At 69.7% G+C, this 17,318-nt stretch carries 13 protein-coding genes; 4 read left to right on the top strand and 9 right to left on the bottom strand.

All coding sequences use genetic code 11. The features are described from left to right. Positions 1 to 192: 192 nt before the first annotated feature. Positions 193 to 888 (top strand): nitroreductase family protein, encoded by a 696-nt coding sequence (locus tag AORI_RS58165; RefSeq protein ID WP_016333791.1) that lies wholly within the window; start codon positions 193 to 195, stop codon positions 886 to 888. Positions 889 to 1,062: 174 nt separating this feature from the next. Next, the gene (locus AORI_RS58160) at positions 1,063 to 2,451 is read left to right on the top strand and encodes a Gfo/Idh/MocA family protein (protein WP_016333790.1); all 1,389 of its coding nucleotides are present in this window, start codon (positions 1,063 to 1,065) and stop codon (positions 2,449 to 2,451) included. A 37-nt stretch (positions 2,452 to 2,488) separates the two neighbouring features. Here the strand turns inward: AORI_RS58160 and AORI_RS58155 are convergent, their stop codons facing one another. Beyond that, the gene (locus AORI_RS58155) at positions 2,489 to 3,277 is read right to left on the bottom strand and encodes an adenylate/guanylate cyclase domain-containing protein (protein WP_016333789.1); all 789 of its coding nucleotides are present in this window, start codon (positions 3,275 to 3,277) and stop codon (positions 2,489 to 2,491) included. A gap of 227 nt (positions 3,278 to 3,504) precedes the next feature. On the opposite strand from AORI_RS58155, the gene AORI_RS58150 reads away from it, so the two are divergent. Both AORI_RS58150 and AORI_RS58145 read left to right on the top strand, forming a co-directional pair. After that, positions 3,505 to 4,101 (top strand): DUF6801 domain-containing protein, encoded by a 597-nt coding sequence (locus AORI_RS58150; RefSeq protein ID WP_016333788.1) that lies wholly within the window; start codon positions 3,505 to 3,507, stop codon positions 4,099 to 4,101. A 166-nt stretch (positions 4,102 to 4,267) separates the two neighbouring features. Further along, positions 4,268 to 4,999 carry an MBL fold metallo-hydrolase gene (locus AORI_RS58145; RefSeq protein ID WP_043848800.1) on the top strand — a complete coding sequence of 244 codons (732 nt, stop codon included), beginning with the start codon at positions 4,268 to 4,270 and terminating at the stop codon, positions 4,997 to 4,999. Here AORI_RS58145 and AORI_RS58140 read toward each other — a convergent pair. From AORI_RS58140 to AORI_RS58105, 8 genes are all read right to left on the bottom strand, one after another. Continuing rightward, on the bottom strand, positions 4,992 to 6,317 hold the full coding sequence (locus AORI_RS58140; protein WP_043848084.1) for an MFS transporter: 1,326 nt from the start codon (positions 6,315 to 6,317) through the stop codon (positions 4,992 to 4,994). The two genes, AORI_RS58145 and AORI_RS58140, sit on opposite strands and share 8 nt — an antisense overlap. Before the next feature lie 21 nt (positions 6,318 to 6,338). Next, positions 6,339 to 7,184: a DUF3592 domain-containing protein gene (locus tag AORI_RS58135; RefSeq protein WP_016333785.1), complete on the bottom strand. Its 846-nt coding sequence runs from the start codon at positions 7,182 to 7,184 to the stop codon at positions 6,339 to 6,341. 9 nt (positions 7,185 to 7,193) lie between these two features. Beyond that, positions 7,194 to 7,721 carry a hypothetical protein gene (locus AORI_RS58130; RefSeq protein WP_016333784.1) on the bottom strand — a complete coding sequence of 176 codons (528 nt, stop codon included), beginning with the start codon at positions 7,719 to 7,721 and terminating at the stop codon, positions 7,194 to 7,196. Between the two features lie 57 nt (positions 7,722 to 7,778). Continuing rightward, positions 7,779 to 10,805 (bottom strand): tetratricopeptide repeat protein, encoded by a 3,027-nt coding sequence (locus AORI_RS58125; RefSeq protein ID WP_016333783.1) that lies wholly within the window; start codon positions 10,803 to 10,805, stop codon positions 7,779 to 7,781. A gap of 1 nt (position 10,806) precedes the next feature. After that, positions 10,807 to 11,838 (bottom strand): hypothetical protein, encoded by a 1,032-nt coding sequence (locus tag AORI_RS58120; RefSeq protein ID WP_016333782.1) that lies wholly within the window; start codon positions 11,836 to 11,838, stop codon positions 10,807 to 10,809. After that, positions 11,835 to 13,145, bottom strand: coding sequence for a hypothetical protein (locus AORI_RS58115; protein WP_016333781.1), 1,311 nt, complete (start codon positions 13,143 to 13,145; stop codon positions 11,835 to 11,837). Before AORI_RS58115 ends, AORI_RS58120 begins: the two co-directional genes overlap by 4 nt. Before the next feature lie 386 nt (positions 13,146 to 13,531). After that, positions 13,532 to 14,755: an HNH endonuclease signature motif containing protein gene (locus tag AORI_RS58110; protein ID WP_016333780.1), complete on the bottom strand. Its 1,224-nt coding sequence runs from the start codon at positions 14,753 to 14,755 to the stop codon at positions 13,532 to 13,534. Positions 14,756 to 15,045: 290 nt separating this feature from the next. Beyond that, a complete protein-coding gene (locus AORI_RS58105; RefSeq protein ID WP_158509130.1) occupies positions 15,046 to 17,034 on the bottom strand; it encodes an ATP-binding protein in 1,989 nt (662 codons plus the stop codon). Between the last annotated feature and the right edge of the window lie 284 nt (positions 17,035 to 17,318).

Here is a 17,318-nt window from a genome sequence, read left to right as displayed (position 1 = left end):
CGCCGAAAGTCGTGCAGTAGGTACTTATCTGTTCGCCGTGACCACCGCTAAGTGCCCCTCTAGGTACTGAAACCACCCACCGGTTACGACGCCCGGCGTCCGTCCACTTGAGACAGATGGCGGCATAACTCCAGGGACATAACCCGGCGCCGGGGCTTCCCGAAAGCCCGTCCCGCCGACAGAATCGCCACCATGACCGCAGCACAGTGGACCCCGACCTACGGCGCCCCCTTCGAGCCGGTGCCCTACCGTCCGGCGCGTATGCCCGAGGAAGAATCGCTGGCCACCGCCGCCGATCTGCGCCGTCGGATGGACAGCCGCCGCACCGTGCGGATGTTCTCGACCGATCCGGTGCCCGAGCAGGTGGTCGTCGACGCCATCGCGGTGGCTTCGACCGCGCCCAGCGGCGCACACCAACAGCCGTGGACGTTCGTCCTCATCAAGGACGCCGCCACCAAACAACGGATTCGTGAGGCCGCCGAAGCGGAGGAACGCGTTTCGTACGAGGGCAGGCTCGGCGAGGAGTGGCTGTCCGCCTTGCGCCCGTTGGGCACCGACGCCGTGAAGACCCACCTCACCGACGCCCCGTACCTCATCGTGGTCTTCCAGCAGCGCTACTTCCTCGACGAGGACGGCACCAAGCACAAGCACTACTACGTCGACGAGTCGGTGGGCATCGCGGTCGGCATGCTCCTGACCGCCCTTCACCTCTCCGGGCTGGCCGCGTTGACGCATACGCCGTCGCCCATGCGGTTCCTCGGCGAACTGCTCGAACGGCCGCAGAACGAGAAGGCGTTCGCCGTCATCCCGGTCGGCTATCCGACGGACGACTGCGTGGTGCCGAACCTGGTGCGCAAGTCGATCGACCAGGTGATGATCCGCCGCTGAGCCGGCGCGCGACCCGGGTGTGTACGCGCACCCGGGTTGCGCGAAACACCCATCAACAAGCACTCAAACTGCTCATTAGTGCAGTTTAGTGCTCACTTTGGCGCATCTCTTGACATATCCGGCGGCGATTAGACAAGGTCTGGGCACCGAAGGCGACACGAAGGAGTGTTCTTCATGGCCGACCTGCCCTCTGTCTCCCGGCGGACACTGTTCGGCGGCGCGCTCGCCGCCGGGGCGCTCGCCGCGATACCGGCGAGCGCCACCGCCGCGGAAGAAGCCGCGATTTCGCCCCGCCGTCCCGGCCAGCGCAGCATGATCGGCGTCCCGTTCGAGCGGCACCAGACCGTCCGGATCGGGATGATCGGTCTCGGCAACCGCGGGATGTCCATGATCGGCGGCTGGAGTGCCGTCCCGGGTGCCGCGGTCACGGCCGTCTGCGACATCCGCGCCGAGCGCGCGAAGGCCGCCGCGGACAAGCTCGCCGCCGCCGGGAAGCCACGACCCGCGGAGTACGGCGGGTCCGCCGACGCCTACAAGAAGATGCTCGCGCGCGACGACATCGACCTCGTCTACATCGCCACGCCGTGGGAGTTCCACTACCCGCAGGGCAAGGCCGCGCTGCTGGCCGGCAAGCACGTCGGCGTCGAGCTGCCCATCGCCACCGAGCTCGACCAGCTGTGGGACCTCGTCGACACCAGCGAGCAGACCCGCAAACACCTGTTCCTCGCCGAGAACTGCAGTTACGGCCGCAACGAGCTGGCCATCCTCAAGATGGCGCACCAAGGCGTCTTCGGCGAGGTCACCAACGGGCACGGCGGCTACCTGCACGACCTGCGCGAGCTGCTGTTCTCCGACACGTACTACACCGACGCCTGGCGCCGAAAGTGGCACACGCGCAGCACGGCGAGTTTCTACCCGATGCACGGCCTCGCGCCGATCGCCGCCTGCATGGACGTCAACCGCGGCGACCGGTTCGCCACGTTGCGCGCCACGGCGACCGAGCCGAAGGGCCTCGCCGATTACCGGAAACGCCACATGCCGGCGGGTCACCCGTCGTGGAAAGAGACCTACATCAACGGCGACCTGGTGACCTGCCTGATCGAGACCGAGCAGGGCCGGATCATCCGCGCCGAGCACGACGTCAGCTCGCCGCGGCCGTACAGCCGCATCAACAGCCTCGCCGGCAGCCGCGGCATCGTGGAGGACTACCCCGCCCGGATCTACGTCGAGCCCGACCACAGCGGGCACGCGTGGAAGGACTTCGGGCCGTATCGCGAGCGCCACGAGCACTGGCTGTGGAAGAAGCTCAAGGACGACCCGAACCTCGGCGGGCACGGCGGTATGGACTACGTGCTGCAGTGGCGGATCGTGCAGCAGATGCGCGCCGGACTGGTGCCGGACATCGACGTCTACGACTCGGCCGCCTGGTGCTCCCCCGTGCCGTTGAGCGTGGTCTCCCTCGCGCGCGGCGGGAAACCGGTGGCGGTACCGGACTTCACGCGCGGCGGCTGGACGAAGGCGCGGCCGGGGTTGGACTCGCAGCCTTCGGAGATGCCCGGCTAGCCCACTCCTCGTGAGTGGCGAAGCCGTCCTTCGCCACTCACGAGGAGTACCGGGGAACGACCCGGAAGACCCGGAGGTCCCTCGGGGTCCCCTTCGCCCGGAAGTTCCGGCGCGGGCGCACGGTGAAGATGTCCTGGTCCAGCTCTTCGACGACGCTGGCGCTGGCCAGGACCTCGTCGCCGTCGGCGGCGGCCATGATCCGGGCGGCGATGTTCACGTCGACGCCGAGGTAGTCGTCGCCGACCCGCTGCGGGTTCCCGCGGTGCAGTCCCGCGCGCAGATGGGGCAGGTAGCCCTCGGCCTTGATCACGCTGACGGCGGAGCACGTCTCGTAGGCGGCGTTCACCGCCTCGCCCGGGTCGGCGAACACGGCCATCACCCCGTCGCCGAGCCCCTTGACGACACTGCCGCGGTGCCCGATGACGATCGACTCGGTCACCTTGGAGACCTCCCGCAGCAGCTGCAGCACGCGGTCGTCGCCGGCCTCCAGTGCCCAGGTCGAGAAGCCGACGAGGTCGGTGAACAGCACGGTGATGCCGTCCGCGGACACCGCCGGGGCGCCGGAGCGCCGGACGGCCTGCCACGCCTGGACCGCGGCCAGCCCCAGCTCGCGGGTGGCGCTGGGCCGGTCCGCACCCGCTTCGGCGAGCAGGCGGGCGAGCCGGTCGGACGAGCGTCCGGTCGACGGCGCCAGCGGCTCGCCGGCCCCGGGGACGAGCCCGCGGAGGAACCGCGCGCCGCGCACCAGTTCCCTGCGCTGGTCCGTCGCGCGCAGAAACCGGCGGGTCCGGTGGTGCCACGGCTCAGGTCGTTCGGTCACGATCAAGACGATAGTCGTTCGCCGCACGGACGGGGCACCTGTCACCGGCGTGACAAGAATACGGGCGGCATTCCCCCTTTCCGCCTTCGCGTGACAATTCGAGAACTCGTTATTCCACATACGCGTGACAAGATCGAAGCATAAAGAAAACGCGAGAGATCTTTTCCTTTCCTCGTTGGTGACTTTCCACCTACATTCGGTTTCGAGCCCATTCAACGACGAAAGGACCTGACATGACGGAAACCCTCGTACGGAAGGGTGTCCGGCGATTCCGCGCGGCCGGGATCGCGGCCGTGGTCGCCGGAACCGTAATGCTCACCGCGGCCGGGACCGCGGCCGCCGTCGAAAAGAATCTCACGTACAAGGGCGGCTTCCCCATCATCGGCGACCAGCAGGTGGCGGTGGTGGTGAAGGCGGAAATCCCGGCGACGGCGAAGGCGGGTGAGCCGATTTCGGTGCCGTTCACCCTCGACGTCGACGCCGGCCAGGCCGCCGGTGACGGGCTCCGGCTGGTCGGCGCCAAGAAGCTCTCCGGCACCATCAATTCGAAGGTGAACGTCGCGCTCGGCGAGCAGAAGGTGTCGATCCCCATCGAACTGCCGATCCCGGACACCGAGGTGCCTGCCGAAGGTTCCCTGAAGTTCACCGCGACCGGCAAGGTCGACTTCACCATCCCGGCCGGGACCCCCGCCGGCGAGGCGACCAGCAGCGTGGACCCCGCGGCGACCTCGCATATCGTCACCGACAGCTCGCTCGGCGAGTTCGACGTCAACCTCACCCTCGACCCGCCCGACCAGGACGCCGTCCTGGGCAAGACGACCGTCAGCTGATCAGCCGTCTTCCCCCGGCTCGCCGAGCCGGGGGAAGACGCGTCTTGACCTCCAGCGCGCTGGAGGTCGCAGACTCCCGATCATGTGGATTTGCGACAGGTGCGGTATCGAACATCCAGCCACTCCGGAGCCGCCCCGGTGCGTGCTCGACCGCGGTGAAGTCGGTATGGAGGAAGCCGGCGACCTCGGCGCGCACACCGGACGCTGGTGGACGCACGAAGAACTGATGTCCTTGCCACACAAGACCTCGCACCGGGATCACGGCCGCGGGCTGCACAGCATCAGGCGGGACCCGCAGCTCGCGATCGGGCACTGGTCGTTCATCGCGACGACCCCGGCCGGCACCCTGCTCTGGGACCCGCCGTCCTGGTTGGACACCGAGGTGCTCGACGTCGTACGCGGTCTCGGCGACGTCGCCGTGATCGCCACCAGCCATCCGCACATGTTCGGCGCCCAGCTCGGCTGGAGCCGCGCGCTGGGCGGGGTCCCGGTGCTGGTCAACGAACGCAACCGCGAATGGCTCCCCGCGCCCGATCCGGCGTTCGAGTTCTGGGACGAGCACGTGGAACCCTTGCCCGGCCTCGAACTGATCCGGCTCGGCGGGCATATGCGCGGCAGCGCCGTGGCCAGGACACCGGACGGCAGCATCCTGGCCGGCGACACGATCTCGGGTGGGCTCGCGCCGGGCTGGGTGTCGTTCCAGCGCAACTTCCCCAAGCACATCCCGCTGTCGGCGGCCGTGGTGCGCCGCGTCGTCGACCGGCTCGACGACTTCACCTACGACCGGCTCTACACCCTGGGCGGCGACACGATCGATCGTGACGCCCGCGCCGTCGTGCGCCGAAGCGCCGAGACCCACATCCGGTGGGTCAGCGGCGACTTCGACCACCTCACTTGACCGCGACCTTCTCCTTGGCCTTTTCCTTGCGGCGGAAGAACAACGCGATGACACCCGCCAGCCCCATGAAGAACGCGACGGCCCACATGCCGGGCCGGAAGCTGCCGGTGAGCCCCTGCAACCAGCCGACGAGGTAGGGCCCCACGAAGCCCGAGAGGTTGCCGAAGGAGTTGATCAGGCCGATCCCAGCGGCCGCGCCGACCCCGGTGAGGAACGCGTTCGGCAACTGCCAGAACACCGGGACCGCGGTGAACACACCGACCGCGCAGAGCGTCACCGCGGCCATCACCAGCAAGGGCGAACCCATATAGAGCGCGGCGGCGATCGAGACCGCGCCGACGAACGCGGCGATGGCGACATGCCCCGCCCGTTCGCCGGTGCGGTCGGAATGGCGTGCCCACAACACCATGGCGACGGCGGCGATCGCATACGGGACCGCTGTGATCAGGCCGATTTCGACGATGCTGTACTTGGTCTGGAACTGCTGCTCGAAGCCCTTGATCACCTGCGGGAGGAAGAACGCGAGCACGTAGAGGCCGAAGATGATCCCGAAGTAGACGGCACTCAGCGCGATCACGCGCGGGTCGGTCAGCGCCGACCGGGTGCTCACCTCGTGGCCGACCTCGCGGGTGTCCTCCGAGTCGAGCGTCGACTGCAGCGCGGTGCGCTGGTCCGGGGTCAGCCATTTCGCGTTCTTCGGCCGGTTCGGCAGCAGGAACAGCACCGCGAAGCCGAGCAGGATCGAGGGAACACCTTCGGCGAAGAACATGAAGCGCCAGCCCGCGTCGAAGCCGAGAGCCCCGTCGCCGTGCTTGATGAGCAAGGCGGAGATCGGGCTGCCGATCACCGACGAGAGCGGGACCGCCAGGAAGAACAGCGCGACGATCTTGGCCCGCACCTTCCGCGGGAACCAGTAGGTCAGGTACAGGATGATGCCGGGGAAGAACCCGGCCTCGGCGATGCCGAGCAGCACCCGCACGATGTAGAAGCTGACCTCGCCCTGGATGAACGCGGTGGCCGAGGCGACGATGCCCCAGGTGACCATGATCCGCGCGATCCAGACCCTGGCCCCGACCTTGTGCAGGATCACGTTGCTGGGCACCTCGAAGAAGAAGTACCCGACGAAGAAGAGGCCGGCGCCGAGCCCGTAGGCCGCCGAGCTGATGCCGAGGTCCACGTTCATGGTGAGCGCGGCGAACCCGACGTTGACCCGGTCGAGATAGTTGAGCAGATAGAGCAGCCCGAGGAACGGGACCAGCCGGATCATCGCCTTGCGGACCGCCTGCGCGGTGGACACCTCTGCCGTCTGTTCGTCCATCCGCGGGAGTGTAGAGGGCGATCAGAACAACGGGGGCAGGAAGGCACCGAGGTTTCCGCCCGCCGCCCGGTCCGCCGGATCCGGATCGATCAGGACCGAGTCCGGATCGCGTGGGTCGTAGGTGACCTTCACCGTCGAACCGCGGGCCGGGGCCTGCAGTGGCGGGGTGATCATCGTGGCGACGACGGTCCGCTCCCCCGCGTCGGTGGGGAACCGGACCTGCACGGTGAACCGGGGATTCCCCATCACCCAGACGTTGGTGAACTCGACACCGATCACGTGGCCGATCACCTGTCGGCCGGTCTGGGCCAGCGCCTGCGCGCGATCGTCCGCTTCGGCCTTGGTGACGAACGCCCGCCCCAGCACCATGATCATGACCAGCGCGGTCACCCCGGCCACCGCCGGGACGAGATACGGCTCGTAGTAGATGATCCAGTCCACCTCGGTCCAGGGTTCGGACGGCAGCCGCTTCCCCACCGACTCCGGCGGCGTCCACGACGGGATCGCGGCGCCGGTGCCCAGCGCGATGCCGAGCGACGCGGCCAGGCTGCTCGCCCGGAAGCCGACGCCCATTCCGCGCAGCGACATCCCGCCGCCCCACAGCATCGCGAACCCGAGCGACGAAGCCACCGTGATCGAGACGCTGAAGAACAGGACGAGGGAGACCGCCGGGCCCGCGTCGGGCCCCCACGTGTCGACGCGGTTGAGCGACATCAACCGGAAGCCGTCCAGCAGCCCGAGGGCGCCCGACCAGCCCGCGGCCGCCCAGGCGAGCGTCGTGGGCACGCCGAGCAGCCACAGACGCAGGCCGGGGCGACGGGTCCGCCGGGGGTCGTCGGGCAGGCCGAACTCGAAGGTCCCGAACATCGCCGCCGCCTAACCGATCGGCCCGAACACGGCGACCTTCGCCGGGTCCGCGGGGTCGACGCGGGCTTCGTGCCGGGTGCCGGGCGCGTACTGCTGGATCGTCGCCAGCGGCGTGATCAGCTGCGTCACCGTCCGGTACGTGGTGCCATCGGCGCGGGTGACCTCGAGCGTCGCGGTGTACTGCGCCTGCCCGGCGATCTTCCGCCCGGTCGGCTCCAGCCCGCGGACCACCAGGGTGGCGGGTTCGCAGGTGTCGTAGAGCCGCCGCAGTTCGGTGCCGTAGGCCTGCAGTTCCTGCTGCTGGCGCAACTGCTCGTCCATCGGCAGCGCCATGAACGCCGCCATGTCCGGGTCCGCGTTGAGGCTCCGGAACGCCTGCGCGGCCAGCTGCGGTGTCGGCAGCTGCGGGGTGATGTCGTGCCCCTGCGCGGCGGCGGCCTGCCGGAACCGCTCCGCGTGGCGCTGGAAGTCCTGTTCGCCCCGCGCCATGCCCTGCTGCGTCGCTTCGTTGATCTTGTCGCGGATCTTCTTGAACATCGGGGCCGCCTTTCGCCGTGTCGTCGGTGCTGGACACAGCTTCGGCGGGGCGTTCCGCTACCGAACCCAGGTTTTCCCGTCGTCGGTCGCGTCGAGGCAGGTCAGCGGTGCCCAGAAGACCGGTGAGGTCGCGGGTCCGGGGGTCTCGCGCCAGCGGGCGAGCCGGGATCGCTGCCAGGCACACAGCTCGGTGACCGGATCATCGCCGGCGAGCGCGGTGTCGACGGCGATGACCAGTTCGGACATCGGGTCCGCGCCGGGCACGGCCGCCGACGTCGGCAGCGCCCAAACCGTGGCGGCGACCAGACCGGCTCCGGCCGCGACGGCGGCGAGCAGCACGCCGAACGGTTCGGCGAGACCGAAATCGCTCGCGCTGGCACAGCCGACGAGCGCCACCCGCGCGGGCATGGTGTCCACTTCGGACAGTGCGAGGTCGGCGGCGGTGAAGGGCCGGTGCGCGCCGATCGGGGCGGCCGTACCCGGCAGCTCGGCCGAACAGGACAGATGCAGCGCGGTCTGCGCGCCGTACTCGTCGCGGACGCGGCTGACGTGCCCGACGAACACCAGCCGCGAACAGGGCCCCGCCAGGAGTTCGGCGAGCAGCCGGCGGTCGGTGTCCGTGCGGCGCACCAGATCGAGCCCGCGTTCGGCGGTAGGGAGGACCGGGCCACCGGCGAGCCGCTGGTCGAGATAGCGGATCAGCGGTGAGGTCGCGTCCTGTTTGCCGAGCACGGAACCCAGCTCACCGAACGCGCTCTGGCCGGGGATGCGCGGGTCGAGAAGGTAGACCGGCGGGCCGTCGGCCGACGACGGGCGGCGCGGGATCGCGACCGGGGCGAGCAGTGAGACGTCGGCGACGTCGAGGACGCGCTCGTCGCCGTCGAAACAGAAGCCGATCTCGTCGATCTCCAGCACACGATCCGCGCGCCGGTCGGGCAGGGCCAGCAGTCCCCACGGGACACCGGCGAGGCTCGGCGACGGCTGGATCCGCAGGAACGGACGGTTCCCTCCGGCGGCGGCACGCCGGAGCCGCGCGACCAGATCGGCGGGCAGGAGGTTGAGCGCGAGGACGCGGGCCAGGCGCTGTTCCCCGGCGAAACTCCCGAACGCGTCTTCGCCGAGTGATCGCCGGACCGCGTCGGCCACGCTCTCGCCTTCGTGCGGTGTCGGAGAAGCAGCGTCCAGACATTGCCGGGCGGTCGCGACCAGGGCGAAGTCGATCGGGTGGGTGTGGACGGTGTCGAGGTCCTCGGTGGTCCGCCAGGTGAGGAAGGTGTGCCCGGCGTCGGCGAAGCGCAGGAGGAACGTCTCGCGCCCCGGCTTCGCGGCGGGCCAGGTCTCGACGGTGTCGGCGGCCGGGCGGGGCAGCCGATACCGCTCGGCGGCGAGGCGGAGCCACGGCTCCAGCTCCATGGGCGACGAAGGCGACCAGCGCAGCGCGGGCGGCGGGGCCAGCCGCAGCGGAAGCGACGAAGTCACGGAACCCAGTGCCGCCAACGGAAGTCCCTCGGCGGCCGGGCCGACTTCGAGGGTGGGAAGCGTGCCGGTGAGGTCCAGCGAGCGCTCCTCCACTCCCGTGTACGCGCCGACGGCGCAGGTTCGTTCGATGAGTTCCGCCGACAGCCGCTGCTCCCCGAGCTTCGCCAGCAGCGCCATCAGCAGTTCCATCGCGGGACCGGCGACATCGCGGGCCCAGGCCGTGCGTGCCTGCGGCGCGGCGAACTCGAAGCGGTACTCCGCCGCCGCGAGGGTCAGCGGAAGCAACAGGTCCAGCACCGCGGGCAGGTCTTCGCCACGGGCGAACCCGATCGAAGCCGCCACGAAATCCGTGTGCAGCAGATCCGCCCAGTCGCCCGACGACCGCGCCGATTCCCTTGCCCGGGTCGCGTGGTGCTCCGCCGTCGCCCAGTCGCCTTCCGCCGCCGCGCAGCGGGCCAGCGCCGTGTCCACCAGGCGCAGGCCCGGGCCGTCGCCGTTCGCCGTCCGGATCGTCCTCGCGTGTTCGAACTGCGCTCTGGCCTGCGCGACGTCGCCCGCGTGCAGCAGCAACGAGCCCAGGGCGTGGCTCGCCTCGGCGACGTCGCCGGTGAGGCCCGCCGCGGCGAGTTCGTCGCGGGCGGTGACGATCGCGGCGACCGCGCCGGGGAAATCGCCTGCGAGGGCGCGGGCCTCCGCCAGCCCGATGCCCACCTTCGCGGCCACCGGGCTGCCCGGGTGCCGGGCGGTCAGCCTCAGCAGATCCGCCCGTGCCTCGGCGTCCTCGCCGCCCGCCTGGTGGATCCGGGCACGTTCGGCCCTGACCATGGCCTGCTGGTGCACGACCCGCTCGCGGACCTCGTCGTTCTCCGCGAGCGCGTCCAACGCCGCCAGGATCTCCTCGATCGCCGTCCGCGCGCCCGCGAAGTCCCCGGCGGCGATCTGGACGCGCACGTCGAAGATCCGCAGCTCCAGCTCGTCGACACCGTGGACGTCGAGCAACTCGGGCGGATACTGTTCCGGCCCGGCCTCTTTGCGGAACGCCGCCCGGCGCCGCTGCCCGGCGATCAGCTCACGCGCCTTGGCGACGTCGCCTTCCTCGGTGGCCAGGGAGATGAGCACGCGCTCGGCGACCTCGCGGGAGCCTTCGATCATCCGCGCCTCGGCGTACTGTCCGAAGTGGACGATGGCGACAGCGCTCACCTTGAACACGTCGAGCACGGCTTCGGCGCATTGCCGCGCGTTGCGCAGGTCGCCCGCCGAATAACAGAGCGTGGCCAGATCGCTGACCGCGGCGACTTCGAGGTCCGTCCGGTCGAGCCGCTGCGCGATCTCCCGCATCCGGGCGTACTTCCGTTGCGCGTCCACGACGTTCCGCGTGACGGCCAGTCGCTTGGCCTCGTCCTGGACCTCGCCCGCCTCCAGCAGCAGCTTCCGGTACTGGCGCTCCGACAGCGAGCACGCGGGAAGTTCGCCGTACGGAGCCGGATCGAGCCCGAAATGCCGTGCGACGCAACGACAGTTGTACCCGTGCGAGCTCGCGGGGCCCAGCTCGGGCGGTAGCGGGCGGTCCGGCGGGTTCCGGGGCGGCGGCATGCCGACGAGCACGTCAGAACTCCTCGTCGGCGGAAGCGGCCGCCGCCCGTTCGGCCAGCGTCCTGCTACCGGGCGGGCGGGCCCGTACGAGCGCGACCACCTCGGCCCGGTCCTCCGCGGTGGTCCCGGCGACCCCCTCGTCCGCCACCCCGACGACGACGGTGATCCGTCCAGTGTGGACATGTGCCGCGGTCTCGGCCAAATCGGCCGTACCGGTGAACCGCCCGGCGCCCAGCTCCAGCGGCACTTCCGCGAACGGCTCGCCCTCGTGGCTCGCGAAGGCGGTGATGGCCGCGTCGGCGAACGCGCCCGCGACGACGACTTCGAGCCGGGTGGCGGCCGCGGCGGCCACGATCCGCCAGGTCACCGTGTCCTCGCCGGCGTCCAGGATCCCCGGCGGTACCCGCGCCCAGTCGACGCTCGCGCGCCCGCTCGCCAGTACGCCTTCGCCGGGCGCGACCGGATCGAGGCCTGCCGCCAGCGCGTATGTGTTCTGGCTCGGCGCCGGTGTTTCCACGCGTGCCGCGGCTTCGGCGCGCACGACGTCGTCCTGCTCGTCGAACCAGGCGGCGAGGCGAGCGCACAGTTCCCGTACGTCGTCGGCGACCGGCGGCGCCGCTGCCGCGAGGGCGCCGTCGGCGATCGCCGCGTCGAACAGTTCCGCAGGCGACGCTTCGAAACCGTCGAGAAGCCCTTCGGCCAGGTCTTCCACGTCTGCCGTCGCGACCGCCGTTTCGAGGTCCAGCAACGCGGGGTCCAGCGACGGGATTCCGAGCGACGGGCCCGCGGGCCACCAGCGACGCAACCACAGCAGCAACGCGAGCCTGCCGAGTTCCGGCCGGGCGGGCAGATCCGCCTGGCCCTGGCCGAGCGCGGCGAGGCTCGCTTCCGCGCCCACGAGCCGGGTCAGCCACAGTTCGGCGGCCCCGGCGTCACTGAGCTCGACGCGCATCGTGGTCGTCCGGCCCGCGAGGAGATCGGCGAGGGCGAAGCTGATGAGGCCGCCATCAGCGGCGACGACGGGCGTACGCACCGGATGCGTCACGACACGGCCTCCAGATCCGGCAGCCGGGCCACGAGCGCGCGGCGCACCTTCGTCCGCAGGTCCAGCGAGGTGGAGCGGACCACGCCGGTGACGAGGTCGCGGACGTCGGCGGCGTCGGCGGGCAGGTCGCCCCGGACGTCGAAGCCGTGCAGCCGGACCCACAGCCTGCCGAGGAAATGCTTGGCGAACTCGCGAAGATCACGCAGGAGTTCGGCGTCGGGCCGCGGGGTGAGCGGGGTGGCCCCGGCCAGGGCACGGCGCGCGTGCAGGACGTACCCCTCCCGCGCGACTTGCGCGTTCAGCCGTCGCGCGAATTCGGGGACCCCGGCGGGTGCCGCGCCGTCGAGCGGCCGCAGCGCGGGGGCGAGGACGACACCGAGCGCGAAGCAGGCGGCCAGCGCGGGCAGGCCGAGCCCGAATCCGGCGGCGACCCGGCCGAGCTCGTCGTCGACGAGGTCCTCGACGGGGGCCCGCTCGTCCGGGGGAAGACGGCGCAACGTGGCGCGTACCCGACGCTCGACACTGCGTTCGAGCAGTTCGGCGCCGGTTTCGTCGCGCCGGCTCAACGGCGGGACGGCGGTGCGATCCCCGCGCTGCAAACCGAGATCCGGCGCGGGCAGCCCGGAGATCTCCCGGACGATCTCGCCGAGCGCGCTTGCCCCGCCCGGCTGCCTCAGCCCGAGCCCGAGAGCATGCCCGGTCGCCGAATCGGCGAGGACGCGCCAAGCGGTGTCGGAGAGCTCGTCGACGAACGCCCGGAGCGCGGCGATGTCGTGCGGCAGGGCGGATACGGCGTGCCAGCGGCGACGCAACTCCGCGGTCAGCCGCGCCTCGTGCCGCGGATCCGCGAGATACGCGGTGAGCTGATCCACGCCCGCCGCGCCGCCCTCACCGTGCAGATCACGCAACGCCGCCGCGGCCGTCGCCGCCGCGTCGGGACCCGGCGAGCCGAACCCCGTCGCCAGTTCATACGCGAGCGGGAAACAGACGTCCTGGACGTTGCCCGCCGTGATACGCAAGGCGCGGCGCTGGCGCTTCAGGTGAGTGAACCACGCGGCCGTCGCGCGCAGCCTGTCCGCGTCGGCGAGCAGGAGCTCCGCCAGCTCCGCCGCCGTGACCGCGTCCAGCACCGGACGGCCGAGCCGGGGACGCGCCGCCGTCCGGATCACCAACGGGTCGATGATCTTCTTGATCGTCCGGGTCAGCGGTCCGCCGTCCGCGGACGACAGGACCTCGACGCCGGAGATGTCCGCCCAGGCCTGTGCGAGAACGGCCGACCTCAGCCGGGGTTCGCCGGATCCCGTCATCGCCCTCCCCTGTTCCGGCTGCAACTCTATCCGAGGCCCGGCTCACCTTGATGCCCGAAAGACCCAACCGGGCAGACGACGCGAACCGCCCTGCTTTCGACCGCGTGGTTCTTCTCATGCGGCGACGTCCATCCGGAGATCGCAGCCAGCTTCGCGACCGAAGGGTGTTCGCTGGTGCTGGACGTCGGAGGCTGGGACTTCGTGCCTTGAGTTCTTCTGGCCCTGGGGTGGATGAAGGGGACTTTCACCGCATCCGACGCGGGCAAAGCGCCCTTCACCGCGTGAGATGAGGGGCCCGGTTGACTGTTGGTCAGGGGGCTCGCCGCCCTTGACGACTTGCCGCTACTTGGGCACAAGCCGTCCGTTGCCGATTTCCGGCGACGGACTCAGAACGGTGGTGACTCGTCGGCTACTGGGCGGGGTTCGTGAAGAGGCGGCGGTGTGCTGTCGTAACGCTGCCCAGTGGGCGTGGTGATCGTAAGAGTGCCAGCAGGTGTCAGCCGGTAGGTCCAGCCCGGTTCGTCTTTCAACCGGTGGTCGCGGCGGCAGAGGTCGATGAGGTCGGTGTCGGCGGTGTGCCCGCCGTGCTGCCACGGCACCGCATGATCGATGTCGCACGCCTGGGCTGGACGGTGACAGCCGGGTCTTCGGCATTCACGGTCCCGTACCCGCACGAACTCGGCCAGACCCGCGCTCGGCCGATAGCGGTCGCGGCCGAGGTCGAGGATCTGCCCGGACAGTGGATCGGTGACGATCCGCCGCAACACACTGTTCTCACCCCCAGCGATCTCCCTGGCCAACGCGGCAGGAATCGTGCCGTGCCCGGCCAACTCCGCCGGATCATCATTCAGCCCCAGATAAGTGAACAAATCCATGTACAGGAACACCTCACTGCGTTCACTCGCCCCGCCCTGGCCACCGAGCAGCAGATCGAGCGCGACATCCGCCCGCAACTGCTCCAACGTACGAGTCTCGCCACCGGTTCTGAGAGCCCGCGCCTCACGGTCGATCCGCTGATAAGCAGCGGCGACCTTCTCGACCGGCCCATCCTCGACCTCGATCGACGCCACCCCCGTTTCGCCGTGCCGCATAGTGAGGCGGCGGCCTTCACGGTGCTGCTCAGCCCGTTTACCGGCACCTTCGGGATCGACGGTGTTCGCCGCGTGGTTCGCGGCTTTCCGCACTTGATCCGGGTTCTTGTCCGCGATCCGGTTCTCCAGCAGCGCGTCGACCGTAAGGGCGTCCTCATCGGAGAGCCACGCGGTGGCCGTCGCGACCTTCATCGCGCTGAAACCCGCCAGCTTTCCCTCATCCATCAGATGCAGAGTGCGGGGCAGACGGGTGGTCAACGCGTCCGCCGCGGCGACCAGCGCACCCGCATGATTGTCCACAAGGGACAACTCAAGCGCAACCTCCTGCGCCACACTCCGCGCACCCTCACGATGCCGATTCAACTGCGCCAACCCCCGGAAACGGACCGCTTCCAAACGCGCGATCCCCGCCGACGCGGCCCGCACCAACGCCACGGAATCCTTGTCGTCCAACATGTTCGCGGCATCGTTCACCGCTGCCAGCACCTCGGGATCGGTGAGGCTTTCCAGAAGCGCCACAGGCGCGGAATGAGTGTCCACCCCACGAACCTACGGCCCACCACTGACAATTCCCGGCCCCACGAACGGCAGAGGCATTGCCGATTTTCGGCAATGCCTCTGCACCACGACAGGGCCGGTATCACCGGCAAATAACGTGAAACCAATTCCAGCAATGGAGAAAGACACGTAGGGGCCGTCGCCGTTTTCCGGCAACGAGCCGCCTCAGCGTGAGAACTGTCCGCCATGACAACAAAAAACCGGCGACCCATCACCGTCTCCCAATAGTGGGCCGGCAACAAGTCAAAACCCTAGCTCGCTTGAACCTCACGGAGCCGGGCGTACACCTCCGCAGCTCTCGGCGCTCCGAGTTCGTTGAAGATGGTCAACGCGTCGCCCCAGCAGGTCTTCGCCCACTCGGATTCGCCTTTCGTCGCCCAGAGCTGGCCAAGGTGGTCGAGCGCGGCCGCTTCGCCATAGCGATCCCCCATGTCACGTCGTAGTTCCAAGGCCCGCTTCAGCTGCCCCGCGGACTCGCCGCCCCGGTCGATCTTCTGGAAGACGAGGGCCAGTCCCACCAGCGTCTCGGCTTCGCCGTAGCGGTAGCCGATCCGATGCCGGATGTCCAAGGCCTCCTGGAGGTTCTCGTAAGCCTGGTCGAATCTGCCCAGCCCGTGGTTCGTGAGACCGAGGAAGTGCAGGGTCTGCGCCACTCCCCATTCGTCACCGAGGTGTCGGAACACCTCCAGCGCGTCCGCGTGATGTCCGAGGGCTTCGGCGAACCGGCCCTGCTCGTGGTACGCGATCCCGAGACTGATCAGCGCCTGGCCCTGTCCCCAGGAATCGCCGATCCGCCGCCGGATCGCGAGCGCCGACTCCAAATACGCCAGCGCCTCTTCGAAACGGCAGAGGTCCCGGTGCGCGATGCCCAACCCGGCCAGCAGGGAAGCCTCGCTGAACTGGTCGGAGCATCGTCTCGCGGCCTCCACGCCCGCTTTGTAGGTGGCGATCCAGTCGGCCCACGGTTTCCGCAAGGTGAAGTACGCCCACAGCGCGAGCGGCAGCCTGCACGCGATCGAGCACCAGCCCGCGGCCAGCGCGGCGTGCACCGACGCGACCAGATTGGGTTGCTCGGCCTCGCACCAGGCGAGTGCTTCCCCGTAGCTGCCGAACTCGAACTCGCCGGAGACCGCCGGCGAAACTTCGAGAGCGACGCGCCTTCGCATGGGAGTGAGCACCCGGTCCGCGGAATCGGCGCCGGCGAGATACCACTCGAGCAAACGCCGAGGCGATTCCTCGCATTCTTCGGCGGACTCCTCCGCATCGGCACGTTCTCTCGCGTACACGCGCAGCAGGTCGTGGAAGCGGAATCTGTCGCGGTCGACTTCGCTCAGCAGGCAACCCGCGGTGAGCTTGTCGAGCCTGCGCCGGACATCGGCAGCGGGCGGGCCGACGAGCACGGACGCGGTGGCCACGGTGACGGTCGGTCCGGGATGCAGGCCGAGCATCCGGAAGACGCGGGCGGTGGCGGGTTCCAAGGCCTGGTACGACCACGAGAACACCGGCCGCAGGGCGGACATTTCGTCGTCACCCGTTTCGAACCCGTCGAGTCTTCGTGCCTCCGACCGGAGTTCCGCGAGAAGATCCGCCAGCCGCAGATACGGATGAGCCGCCACACGCTCACCCGCGATCCTCACCGCCAGCGGCAGATGTCCGCACAGATCGGCGAGTTCCCTGATCGCGCCGGGTTCGCCGTCCGCCCGGCGCGCTCCGATCGCCGCCCGGAGCAGGGTCTCCGATTCGGCGGGCATGAGCATGTCCAAGGTGATCCGGCGGGCGCCGTTGGTCACTACCAGGCCGGACAGGTTGCTGCGGCTCGTCACCAGCACGAAACAGCCGGGGGTACTGGGCAGCAGCGGCCGCACCTCGTCGGGCGAGGTGACGTTGTCCAGCACGATGACGAACCGGCGATCGTTCAGCAGCGAGCGGAAGAGCGCCGACTTCGCCTCCAGGCTCCGCGGGATCTTCTTCCCGGGGACCTCGAGCGCGCGCAGGAAACCGGCGAGGACTTCGGGCGACGTACTGGCCGGACCCGGTGCGTAGCCGTGAAGATCGCAGTAGAGATCGCCATCGGGGAAACGCTCACGCTGCGCGGATGCCCACTGCACGGCCAAGGCGGTCTTCCCCACCCCCGGCGCGCCCGCGATGATCGCGACCGCGTTGGAGCGGCCGTCCTCCCGGTCCGCGATCGCGCTGATCTTCGCCAGTTCCGTTTCCCGCCCGACGAACGTCGCGGTCACGGCGGGAAGCTGATGCGGGGTCGGCGGAGAACCTTCACCACGCCCGGGGGACTCGTCGTGCCAACGATCCATACCGGAACATCGCGCCGGGGCGGACCGGTGTCGCGGGTTCCCGCGGTTCCCACCTGAATGGCGCAGGTCGAGACGGCAAGGCGAAGTCCCCCGAGCGCGACCGTTCGGACTAACTTTCGTCCGTTCTGTACATACTTTCGTTGACTTCGATCGAAAGTCCTCTTAGGTTCAGCGACGTCACAGAGGTGCTCCGCCGCCGACCCGAGGAGCAA

This window comes from Amycolatopsis keratiniphila (genome assembly GCF_000400635.2).
GTDB lineage: Bacteria > Actinomycetota > Actinomycetes > Mycobacteriales > Pseudonocardiaceae > Amycolatopsis > Amycolatopsis keratiniphila.
Note: the sequence above shows the minus strand (reverse complement) of the source record. Positions and strands in the feature narration are given on the sequence as shown.

Coding starts and splice junctions, on each gene's coding strand:
- AORI_RS58165 (WP_016333791.1), top strand. CDS start 193: ATGACCGCAGCACAGTGGACCCCGACCTACGGCGCCCCCTTCGAGCCG.
- AORI_RS58160 (WP_016333790.1), top strand. CDS start 1,063: ATGGCCGACCTGCCCTCTGTCTCCCGGCGGACACTGTTCGGCGGCGCG.
- AORI_RS58150 (WP_016333788.1), top strand. CDS start 3,505: ATGACGGAAACCCTCGTACGGAAGGGTGTCCGGCGATTCCGCGCGGCC.
- AORI_RS58145 (WP_043848800.1), top strand. CDS start 4,268: ATGGAGGAAGCCGGCGACCTCGGCGCGCACACCGGACGCTGGTGGACG.
- AORI_RS58140 (WP_043848084.1), bottom strand. CDS start 6,317: ATGGACGAACAGACGGCAGAGGTGTCCACCGCGCAGGCGGTCCGCAAG.
- AORI_RS58135 (WP_016333785.1), bottom strand. CDS start 7,184: ATGTTCGGGACCTTCGAGTTCGGCCTGCCCGACGACCCCCGGCGGACC.
- AORI_RS58130 (WP_016333784.1), bottom strand. CDS start 7,721: ATGTTCAAGAAGATCCGCGACAAGATCAACGAAGCGACGCAGCAGGGC.
- AORI_RS58115 (WP_016333781.1), bottom strand. CDS start 13,145: ATGACGGGATCCGGCGAACCCCGGCTGAGGTCGGCCGTTCTCGCACAG.